Origin of the sequence: Halorubrum rarum, assembly GCF_048380895.1 — an archaeon.
Classification (GTDB): domain Archaea; phylum Halobacteriota; class Halobacteria; order Halobacteriales; family Haloferacaceae; genus Halorubrum.
In genome coordinates this window covers 35,576-45,886 of record NZ_JBLWMN010000026.1, presented here as the reverse complement: position 1 = coordinate 45,886, position 10,311 = coordinate 35,576, and the positions used below count along the sequence as shown (strand labels likewise).

Genomic DNA, 10,311 nt, shown 5'->3' with positions numbered 1-10,311 from the left:
GGTCGCCGGAACCGCTCGGCGACCGCCCCTGACTCCCTCGCACGCGCTCCTCGCGCCCGGTGGGCGCTCGGAGGCGCGCGCCGTTTTTAGATGCTAACTTAAATACTAACTCAAATATTACTTAAATACTACTTAAATACTACTTAAATGCTAACTCGGCGGGGCGTCGTTCACGCCGCTCCTCGACGGCTTGACGGAGCGCGTCGGCCTCGTCGTCGTTCAGGATGCCCGCGAGTTCGAGCAACGATCGCTCGCCGGCGAGTCGGAGAACGACATCGGAGAACGTCTCGTCTTCGTGTTTGTGAGCGGCGAGCCGATCGTAGGCCTCCTCGGAGAGACGGATGCTCTTCGACACGTGCATACGGTTGTATGCGGACTCACACAGGCATTTCTCAGGGGTCGCCGCTGACCGTCTACGTCCCGTGCTCCCAGCTACCCATGTACTCGCGCTGTTCCGCGGAGAGCGCGTCGTACTCGACGCCTTCGGCGGCGAGCTTGATGTCCGCGACCTCGCGGTCGAGTTCGTCCGGGACGTCGTGGACGCCGGGGTCGTAGGCGTCACCGTTCGCGGCGAGTTCGCGGACGCACACCGCCTGCACGCCGAAGCTCTGGTCCATCACTTCGACCGGGTGACCCAGCGAGAGGGGTGCCGCGAGGTTGACGAGTCGTCCCTCCGCGAGCACGTTCAACACGCGGCCGTCGGCCATCTCGAATCCCTCGACGCCGTCGCGCGCCTCGAACCGATCGACGGCGAGGTCGTCGAGGTCATCGAGGTTCACCTCGACGTCGAAGTGGCCGGCGTTCGCGAGGAGGACGCCGTCCTGCATGACCTCGAAATGCTCGCGGGTGATCACGTCGCGGTTGCCCGTCGTCGTGATGAACACGTCGCCCTTCTTCGCGGCCTCGACCATCGGGAGCACCTCGTACCCCTCCATGTGGGCCTCGAGCGCCTTCCGAGGGTCGACCTCACAGACGATCACGTTGGCGTTCTGGCCGGCCGCCTTCTTCGCGACGCCCGTCCCGCACGGCCCGTAGCCGCCGACGACGACGTTCTTGCCGGCCCACGAGAGGTTCGTCGTCATGGCGATGGTCGCGAGCGAGGACTCGCCGGTCCCGTGGACGTTGTCGAACAGCCGTTTCATCGGCGTGTCGTTGACGGCGAAGACGGGATACTGCAGTTCCCCGTCGGCGTCCATCGCGCGCAGTCGGTGGACGCCCGTCGTCGTCTCCTCCGCGCCGCCGACGATGGAGTCGATGAGCTCGGGGTACTCCTCGTGGACGAGCTTCACCATGTCCATCCCGTCGTCGACGGTGATCGTCGGTCCGTGGGCGACGACCGCGTGCATCGCGTCGTAGTACTCCTCGTCGTCGACGCCGCGGACCGCATAGGAGGTGATCGATTCGTGCTCGTTCAGCGCCGCGGAGACGTCGTCGTGCGTCGAGAGGGGGTTACAGCCGGTGATAGCGACCTCCGCGCCGCCGTCGGCGAGCAGTTCGACGAGGTTCGCCGTCTTCGCCTCGACGTGCATCGCCATCGCGATGACCTCCCCGTCGAGCGGCTGCTCCGTGACGAACTCCTCGCGGAGCGCCTCCAGGATCGGCATGTGCTGAAGCGCCCAGTCCATCTTCCGGCGGCCCTCCTCGCGGGCCGTGTCGGGATCGGACAGATGCTCCGTGACCGGTGGGTACGTGGCTTCGCTCATGAACCGTGGTTGGCTCACCGAACACTAAACGCTGCCGACACCGATCGCGGGCCGACCGAAAAAAAGCGGCTGGCCGGTCGTCGTCGCGCGAAGCGACGCGTACACGAGTCGGCGCTCGGCGAACGGATCAGTTCGCTCGGCCAACGGATCAGTTCGGGGGGCCGCCGCCGTTCCCGTGACCGTTACCTGCGTTCTCCTGACCGTGACCGCCTCGCGCGTCGCCGGAGTTGCCTGGGGCCTCGTCACCGGTTCCTGCACCGTCGGCGGAGCCGGCACCCGCGTGTTCGGGCGGACCGCCGTCACCCGTGTGCGTTCCGTTCTCGGTGTGATTACCCTGTCCCGCGTGCTCGGGCGGTCCCGCGTGCTCCGGCGCGTTACCGGGACCGTCGCTCGCGTTCGTCGTCTCGTTGCTCGGGCCGCCCGCGTGGTCGGGCGCGTTACCGGGGTTGTTGCTCGTCGCGAACTCGGAGACGAACTCGCCGATCCCGCCGGACGCACCGGGGCCGATCCCGAGGCTCCGGATGAACTCACGGACCTGGTGACCGAACGGTCCCGCCGCCGCCTCGTCTTCGTCCGTCTCCTCGGCGATCAGCGTCGCCGTCGTCGTCGCGGTCTCGTTCTCGTACGTCGCGGTCACGTCGACCGTGACGTTCGTTTCGGCCGCGACGAGCGTCACCGTCCCGTTCCCGTCGGTGGTGTAGGTTCCCTCGCCCGCGTACGTCTCGTTCCCGTCGACCGTCTCGACGTCGACCGTGGCGTTCTCGACGGCCGTCTCGCCCGCGGTCACCGTCACGACCGGATCCGCGTCCGCGTCGGTCACGTCGACCGTGAGCTCAGGCGGTGCCTCGAGATCGACCGTCGTGGTCGCGGTCTCGTTCCCGTACGTCGCCGTCACGGTCACGGAGACGTCCTCCTCGGCGGCGGGGAGTTCGACCGTCCCGTCGGCGTCCGTCTCGTACTCGCCCGAACCGACGTACGTCTCGTTCTCGTCGACCGGTTCGACGTCGACCGTGGCGTTCTCGACTGCCGTCTCGTTGTCGGTCACCGTCACGATCGGCTCCGCGTCCGCGTCGTCGACCGTGACGTTCAGTCCATCGTCGGCCGCCACGGCTCCCGTGGCGGCACCGATCGCGACGACCGCGACCAGCAGTACGTACAGCGTTCGTGTTGTCATCGTCACGTCCGGTCGGTGAACCGTATATTGCTTAAAAAGGGACGTCGGTTAATCCGAATTAGGCCCGATTTCGGTCGATACAGCCGGCATGGTCGCAGTTGCGATCGCATGCGGTGTGACGGCGGCGTACGCGTCTCGACCGACGTCCCCGGCCGGTCAGACCGGAGGGTTAGAAGGGTCGCCCGCGTAGCGGTCGTATGGACGCGTTCCTGCTGGCCGTACTCGTTGGCCTCCCGCTCGCGTGGCTGATCGGGTTCGCGGCGTACGCGTACGTCGACGCGCCGAGACACGGGATGAACCCGAAGAAGTGGGCGGCGATCGCCTTTTTCGTCCCGCTGTTCGGCTTCTTCGCGTACCTGTTCGAGCGGGAGGAGCGGTCCTACGACCCCGACGACGACCCCTACGCGGCCGGGGAGACGACGTTCGCCGTCCACGAGTCACGGCGGGGCGAGGACCCGCTCGGACCGGCCGGAACGGAGACGGCCGACGGAGCGGACGGTGACGGAGCCGACGACGACGGAGCGGACGGTGACGGAGCCGACGACGACGGAGCGGACGGTGACGAGCCGGGCGATCCGCCCGGCACCGGCCCGTAACCGACGAGCCCGTTTTTAAGTCGGTTCGACGGGTACGGTCGCGTATGACGCTCTCGCTCGACTCGACCCAGCTCGACCGCTACTCCAGACACATCATCATGGACGAGGTCGGCCCCGAGGGGCAAAAGCGGCTCCTCGACGGTCGCGTGCTGGTGCTCGGTGCCGGCGGGCTCGGTGCGCCCGTCATCCAGTACCTCGCGGCCGCGGGCGTCGGCACGCTCGGCATCGTCGACGACGACGTCGTCGAGCGGTCGAACCTCCAGCGACAGATCGTCCACGGCGACGACGACATCGGCGAGCCGAAAGTCGAGTCGGCGGCGCGGTACGTCGAGCGGCTCAATCCCGACGTCGACGTGAAGACCCACGAGACGCGGCTCGACGTCGATAACGCTCGCGAGCTGATCGGCGCGTCCGACCTCGTCGTCGACTGCGCGGACAACTTCCGAACCCGATACGTCGTCAACGACGCCGCTCGGATCGAGGGGAAGCCGGTCGTTCACGGGGCCATCTACAAGTTCGAGGGACAGGCGACGACGCTCGTCCCGGACGGCCCCTGCTACCGGTGTCTGTTCCCGGAAGCGCCCGATCCCGGCACGGTTCCCGACTGTGCGGCGACGGGCGTGCTCGGCGTGTTGCCCGGTACCGTCGGCTGTATCCAGGCGACGGAAGCCGTGAAGCTCCTGCTCGAGGCCGGCGAGCCGCTCGCCGGTCGACTCCTCTTTTATGACGCGATGGACATGAGCTTCGAGACCGTCGAGTACGCGAGAAAGCCCGACTGTCCGGCGTGTGGCGACGACGGGATCGAGACGCTCGACGGGATCGACTACACGGACGGCTGTCGGATCGAGGCCGACTGACCGTGTCGCTCGCTGCCGAGACGCGCGAGGCGGTTCGAGCGCGCCCGTTCGTTCTCACGGCGTTGCGCGCGGGCGTGGTGAACTACAGCGCCGCCGCGGCGTGGCTCGCCGGCGACGCCGGACTCGACGGTGACCCCGACGCGATCGCGACCGCGCTCCGCCGGTTCCGCGAGGATCTCGCGCCGTACGACGTCGACGCGCGAACCGCGAGCGTGTCGATGCGGAGCGGGATCGGCGTGGCCGCCCTCGACCGGAGCGGTCCCACCGACGTCGACGACCCCGACGGTCCGAGCGTCCACTCCGCCGGCGAGCCGGCGCTGTCCGTGGCGGGCACGGGTATCGTTCCGGACGGGGACGCCACCGCGATCGTCGCGACCGGCGACGTGGACGCCCCGGCGCTGGCCGCGGTGCTCGCGCGGCTGTCGACGGCCGGGATCGAGACCCGCGCCGCGGGCGTCGCCGCCGAGTCGCTCATCGTCGTCGTCGGACGGCGCGAGGGGGCGAACGCGGTTCGGGCCGTCGAGGCGGCACTGGACACGGTTCCCGACGAGGAGTGAACGCCCTCGGAGCCGTCGAGTTCGTCGCTCTCGAGGGCCACGGCGTTACACGGAGCCGAACCGCTGAAATACCCGACCCGCCTACGGAGTGGCAGTGTCAAAGCAGTTGGCCGAGGTCGAGACGCTGTTCATACACGAGGCGCGGAGCGACTACACCGTCGTCGCCACGCGGGACGGACGCAGGGTGCTTCGCGGGCGGCTCGAACTCAAGGAGACGTCGGCGGGGCCCCGCCCCGGCAAGTTCCGCGTGATCCGCGACGGCGAGGATCACCCCCGCCCTCCCGACGAGTTCGTCGACCTCGCGCGTGCTGCCGGACGGATCCGGATCTCCCAGCAGACCTCTCCGGAGAGCCGGACACGGCTGGAGGCGATGCTCGACGGCTACCAGCTGGAGGCGTTGACCGTTCGCACCTGCCGGCGCTGTGCGAGCGACGGACGGTACGGCCCGATCACGGCGGACACCGCGATCGAGCACAACGGCGAGTCGATCTGTCGGGACTGCGCGAAACGGGAGCTCGAGCGGGAGCTCTCGTATAAGGGATCGTTCACCGGTGCCGCCGAGGAGCGGTTAGAGGAGCTGTTGTACGACTCGAAGGACCTCAACCGGATCATCAACCTGCTCCAGGGCGGGCTCGACCCCGACCTGACGAAGTACGACGAGGTGTCCGCGAACGTCGACGACGTGAGCCCCGTGCGTACCGACGAACTGGACCTCCATCCGGAGCTCGCCGCCCGAGTGCAGGGCCGGTTCGAGGAGCTGTTGCCGGTGCAAAGCCTCTCGGTCCGAAACGGCTTGCTCGACGGCGACGACCAGCTCGTGGTGAGCGCGACGGCGACGGGGAAGACGCTCGTCGGCGAGCTGACCGGGATCGATCGGGCGCTGAACGGGGAGGGCAAGCTCCTCTTTCTGGTGCCGCTCGTCGCGCTCGCGAACCAGAAGCACGAGGACTTCGAGGATCGGTACGGCGACCTGCTCGACGTGTCGATCCGGGTCGGCTCCTCCCGAATCTCCGACGACGGGAACCGCTTCGACCCGAACGCCGACGTCATCGTCGGCACCTACGAGGGGATCGACCACGCGCTCCGGACCGGGAAGGACCTCGGTGACGTCGGCACGGTCGTCATCGACGAGGTTCACACCTTAAAAGAGGGCGAGCGGGGCCATCGGCTCGACGGGTTGATCTCTCGACTGAAGTACTACAGCGAGGAGCGGATGCGGAGCCACGACGGCTACGGCGGCACCCAGTTCGTCTATCTGTCCGCGACCGTCGGCAACCCCGAGTGGCTCGCTGGACGGCTCCGCGCGACGCTGATCGAGTTCGAGGAGCGCCCCGTCCCCATCGAGCGACACGTCACGTTCGCCGACGGCCGCGAGAAGGCGGAGATCGCGGACAAGCTCGTCAAACGCGAGTTCGACACGAAATCGTCGAAGGGGTATCGCGGCCAGACGATAATCTTCACCAACTCCCGCCGGCGCTGTCACGAGATCAGCCGGAAGATCCGGTACGACTCCGCGCCGTACCACGCCGGACTCGACTACAAGCGACGCAAGCAGGTGGAACGCCAGTTCGGGAACCAGGACCTCTCGGCGGTCGTCACCACGGCGGCGCTGGCGGCCGGCGTCGACTTCCCGGCCTCGCAGGTGATCTTCGACTCGCTCGCGATGGGTATCGAGTGGCTCTCCGTCCAGGAGTTCTCACAGATGCTCGGCCGGGCGGGGCGACCCGACTACCACGACCGTGGCCGCGTGTACCTCCTCGTCGAGCCCGACGGCGTCTACCACAACTCGATGGACCGGACGGAAGACGAGGTCGCGTTCACCCTGTTAAAAGGCGAGATGGAGGACGTCGACACGCTGTACGACGAGACCGCCGCGGTCGAGGAGACGCTCGCGAACGTCGTCGTCGCCGGTAAGAAGGCCAAGCGGCTCAACGACCGAATGATCGGCGAGATCCCGACGAAACACGCGGTCGGGAAGCTGTTGGAGTGGAAGTTCATCGACGGGTTCTCCCCGACGCCGCTGGGGCGAGCGATCTGTCGGCACTTCCTCGCGCCGGACGAGGCGTTTCGGATCCTGGACGCGATCCGACACGGGACGGACCCGTACGACATCGTCGCCGATCTGGAACTGCGCGACGACGAGGAGTGACCCGTCGGAGGACCTACCAGGGCTCGTTCTTCAACCCGAGCCGGTACGCGGCGACGTTCGTCACCACGTGGAGCACCGGCGTCATGACCACGACCACGGCCAGCACCGGGAGCGTGAACACGGCGAGTGCCCAGCCCGGCGCGACGACGAACGCGGCGGCGAGCGCGCCGACGACGAAATCGAGCTGGTCGAGACCCGGGAACGCCGCACCGCGTTCGCGGCCCGACCGGCGTTTGATGAAGGAGGCCCCGATGTCGCCGAGCATCGCGCCGAACGCGAGCGCGAACGCGGCGTGCAGCTCGAACGTCGGGAGCGTCACGCCCAGCGCCGCGCTCACGGGGTCGTTCACGGCGTTGAGCGCGAGCGCGAGCGCGAACCCCGCCGCCGTCCCGGCCGCGGTACCGCGCCACGTCTTCCCGTCGCCGAGGACCCGGCTCCCGTTCCACTCTCGACCGCCGTCGATGGGACGTCCACCCCCCGCGAGCACCGCGAAGTTGTTGGGGACGTACGCGGGCAACATCGCCCAGAACGCCGTCGCCACGAGCGAACCGATCATACCGGGACGACGGTCGTCGCCGGTTTATAAACGGGGGATCCGGACCGACAGCCAAAAGTACAGGTTCGTCCGGTACGACCTCTCGGTATGATCCCTCCGATCGCGCGGCGGTTCGTCGCGGGAGAGAGCGTTCCCGAGGCGCTCGAACACGCACGAAACTGCAACGAGGACGGAATCGCGGTGATCTTGAACCTGCTCGGAGAGCAGTACGACGACCGCGCGGCGGCGTGCGCCGACACCACCGCGTATCTCGACCTGATAGACGATCTGGCCGAAACCGATCTCGACGCGTGTCTCTCGGTGAAGCCGTCACAGATCGGACTCGGCGTCTCCCCGGAGCTGTTCGGTCGCAACCTCGGACGGATCGTCTCGTACGCCGACCAGCGGGACGCGTTCGTCTGGTGTGACATGGAGGACGCGGAAACGACCGACGCCGCGATCGACGCGTTCGAGTCGATGGCCGAAACGCATCCGTGGACCGCCGGACTGTGCCTCCAGTCGAACCTGAAACGCACCCGCGACGACCTGGCTCGGCTCGTCGACGTCCCGGGGAAGATCCGGCTCGTGAAGGGCGCGTACGACGAGTCGCCGTCGATAGCGTACACCGACGTGGAGCGCGTCAACGAGGCGTTCCGCGGCGACATCGAGTACCTGTTCGAGCATCGCGACCGCGGCGTCGCCGTCGGCAGCCACGACCCGGAGATGGTGTCGCTGGCGACTCGTCTCGGGACCGAGTTCGCGACCGACTACGAGATACAGATGCTGATGGGCGTCCGGGAGGACGCACAGCGCGATCTGGCCGCACAGGGCGTTTCGGTCGCCCAGTACGCTCCGTACGGCGAGAAGTGGCTCTCGTACTTCTCCCGGCGCGTCCGTGAGCGACGACGGAACCTCCTGTTCGCGGTCCGGGCCGTCCTCGGCCGGTAGCGAATATCGGTCCGGGATCCGTCCTTTCGGCGACACGTAGAAGCCCTCTTAAGGGTTGCCGTCGCATACGTACGTGATAGATGTCTACGTGGAAGCGCGACTTCGCGAGCGGACTCATCGTGTTGGCTCCGCTCCTCGTTCTCATCCTGGTTCTCCGCTGGATCTACCGGCACATCGCGTCGATACCGCTCATCGACGCGCTCCAGCCGGCGATCATCCCCGACCCCCTGCTCCCGCTGTCGCGCGTGATAATCGCCATCGCCGTGCTCACGACGCTCGTGCTCGCAGTGGGGTATTTCATGCGTACCACACTCGGGCGATTGGCGGAGTCGAAGATGGACGATACGATCAACCGAATCCCGGCACTCCGGGTGGTGTACAACGCCTCCAAACTCGCCGTCGAGACCGCCCTCTCCGGCACCGACGAACTGCAGAGCCCCGTCTATCTCGAAACCTGGGCGGGGATCCGGATGACCGCGTTTAAAACCGGGAAGAAGACCAGGGACGGCAAGATCGTCCTGTTCATGCCGACCGCACCGAACATCACCTCCGGGTTCGTCATCGAGGTCGAACCGGAGCGGGTCGAGGAGACCGGCGAGAGCGTCGAGGAGGGAATGACCCGGATCCTCTCGGCGGGCTTCGCCGACTCCGCCCACCAGATCCCGGTCGAGGAGGAGCGCATCGGCGACGTCGTCGGCGAGACCGACGCCGCGCGGAACGCCACGCGTTCGCACGACCCGCGCTCGTAGCTCCGATCGTCCGGGACGACGCGTGCGACCCCGACGGACGAACGCGCGGCCGTCGCCGATCGACCGGCAGGGGGTTATAAATACGTGAACCAGTCGTCGTGGTCGTCGGTGCGCCGTTCGATGAGATCGAAGAAGGCGCTCTGCAGTTCCTCGGTGACGGGGCCACGCGTGCCCGCACCGATCTGCTTGTCGTCGACGGTCCGGATGGGCGTGACCTCGGCCGCCGAGCCGGTGAAGAACAGCTCGTCGGCGGTGTACAGTTGCCCGCGGGAGATCACGGCCTCGTCGTGGACGGTGTAGCCGCGCTCCTCGGCCAGCGTGATCACGGTGTCGCGGGTGATCCCTTCGAGGATGGACTGAGCCGGACCGGTCGTGTAGATCTCGCCGTCGTTCACCATGAACACGTTCTCGCCCGGTCCCTCGGCGACGTTGCCCTCCTTGTTCAAGACGATCGCCTCGACGTAGCCGTTCCGTCGGGCCTCCTCGCCAGCGAGCATGGAGTTGACGTACAGCCCGGTCGTCTTCACGTTCGTCGGCACCTGCGAGGAGGCGTGTTTCCGCCACGAGGAGACCATCACGTCGACGCCGTCCCGGAGCGCCTCCTCGCCGAGGTACGCGCCCCACGGCCACGCCGCGACGACCAGATCGGTCGGGCAGTCCGCGGGCGAGACGCCGAGCGAGTCGTACCCGTAGTAGGCGATCGGACGGACGTAACACGACTCCAGACCCTGCCGGTCGAGGAGCTCCACCGTCGCCTCGGAGATCTCCTCGTGGTCGTGTTCGATCTCCATGTCGTACATCTTCGCGGAGTCGAACAGCCGATCGAGGTGTTCGTCCCAGCGGAAGATCGCGGGGCCGTTCTCGGTGTCATAACAGCGGACGCCCTCGAACACGCCGCTCCCGTAGTGGAGCGCGTGGGTCAGAACGTGGGTCGTCGCGTCCTCCCAGTCGAGGAACTCCCCGTTCTTCCAGATCGTGTCGACGTCCATCTCGTCGAATCCCATGATCCGTGCGTCGAGATGAGCGGGCTTAAAATTATGACA

General features: G+C 67.3%; 11 protein-coding genes. 6 read left to right on the top strand and 5 right to left on the bottom strand.

Annotation, left to right across the window (positions count from 1 at the left end):
- Window positions 1-139: 139 nt before the first annotated feature.
- The 3 genes from ACNSN7_RS14650 to ACNSN7_RS14640 all read right to left on the bottom strand — a co-directional run bounded on the left by ACNSN7_RS14650 (window position 140) and on the right by ACNSN7_RS14640 (window position 2,877).
- The gene (locus ACNSN7_RS14650; protein WP_418283045.1) at window positions 140-361 is read right to left on the bottom strand and encodes an antitoxin VapB family protein; all 222 of its coding nucleotides are present in this window, start codon (window positions 359-361) and stop codon (window positions 140-142) included.
- 52 nt (window positions 362-413) lie between these two features.
- Window positions 414-1,703: an adenosylhomocysteinase gene (locus tag ACNSN7_RS14645; RefSeq protein ID WP_418283044.1), complete on the bottom strand. Its 1,290-nt coding sequence runs from the start codon at window positions 1,701-1,703 to the stop codon at window positions 414-416.
- A 148-nt stretch (window positions 1,704-1,851) separates the two neighbouring features.
- Entirely contained in the window at window positions 1,852-2,877 is a 1,026-nt protein-coding gene (locus tag ACNSN7_RS14640) for a hypothetical protein (RefSeq protein ID WP_418283043.1), read from the bottom strand.
- Window positions 2,878-3,074: 197 nt separating this feature from the next.
- Between ACNSN7_RS14640 and ACNSN7_RS14635 the strand changes: the two genes are divergently transcribed.
- From ACNSN7_RS14635 to ACNSN7_RS14620, 4 genes are all read left to right on the top strand, one after another.
- A complete protein-coding gene (locus tag ACNSN7_RS14635) occupies window positions 3,075-3,473 on the top strand; it encodes a PLD nuclease N-terminal domain-containing protein (protein ID WP_418283042.1) in 399 nt (132 codons plus the stop codon).
- Window positions 3,474-3,517: 44 nt separating this feature from the next.
- A complete protein-coding gene (ubaA, locus tag ACNSN7_RS14630) occupies window positions 3,518-4,330 on the top strand; it encodes an SAMP-activating enzyme E1 (protein WP_418283041.1) in 813 nt (270 codons plus the stop codon).
- A gap of 2 nt (window positions 4,331-4,332) precedes the next feature.
- Window positions 4,333-4,887 (top strand): DUF7523 family protein, encoded by a 555-nt coding sequence (locus tag ACNSN7_RS14625; protein WP_418283040.1) that lies wholly within the window; start codon window positions 4,333-4,335, stop codon window positions 4,885-4,887.
- A gap of 94 nt (window positions 4,888-4,981) precedes the next feature.
- Window positions 4,982-7,036 (top strand): DEAD/DEAH box helicase, encoded by a 2,055-nt coding sequence (locus tag ACNSN7_RS14620; RefSeq protein WP_418283039.1) that lies wholly within the window; start codon window positions 4,982-4,984, stop codon window positions 7,034-7,036.
- 13 nt (window positions 7,037-7,049) lie between these two features.
- Here the strand turns inward: ACNSN7_RS14620 and ACNSN7_RS14615 are convergent, their stop codons facing one another.
- The gene (locus ACNSN7_RS14615; protein ID WP_418283038.1) at window positions 7,050-7,592 is read right to left on the bottom strand and encodes a CDP-2,3-bis-(O-geranylgeranyl)-sn-glycerol synthase; all 543 of its coding nucleotides are present in this window, start codon (window positions 7,590-7,592) and stop codon (window positions 7,050-7,052) included.
- A gap of 87 nt (window positions 7,593-7,679) precedes the next feature.
- Between ACNSN7_RS14615 and ACNSN7_RS14610 the strand changes: the two genes are divergently transcribed.
- Window positions 7,680-8,519 carry a proline dehydrogenase family protein gene (locus ACNSN7_RS14610; RefSeq protein ID WP_418283037.1) on the top strand — a complete coding sequence of 280 codons (840 nt, stop codon included), beginning with the start codon at window positions 7,680-7,682 and terminating at the stop codon, window positions 8,517-8,519.
- 80 nt (window positions 8,520-8,599) lie between these two features.
- On the top strand, window positions 8,600-9,268 hold the full coding sequence (locus tag ACNSN7_RS14605; protein ID WP_418283036.1) for a DUF502 domain-containing protein: 669 nt from the start codon (window positions 8,600-8,602) through the stop codon (window positions 9,266-9,268).
- A 74-nt stretch (window positions 9,269-9,342) separates the two neighbouring features.
- On the opposite strand, the gene ACNSN7_RS14600 is transcribed toward ACNSN7_RS14605, so the two are convergent.
- Complete coding sequence (locus ACNSN7_RS14600; protein WP_418283035.1) at window positions 9,343-10,272, bottom strand: branched-chain amino acid transaminase; 930 nt, start codon at window positions 10,270-10,272, stop codon at window positions 9,343-9,345.
- Between the last annotated feature and the right edge of the window lie 39 nt (window positions 10,273-10,311).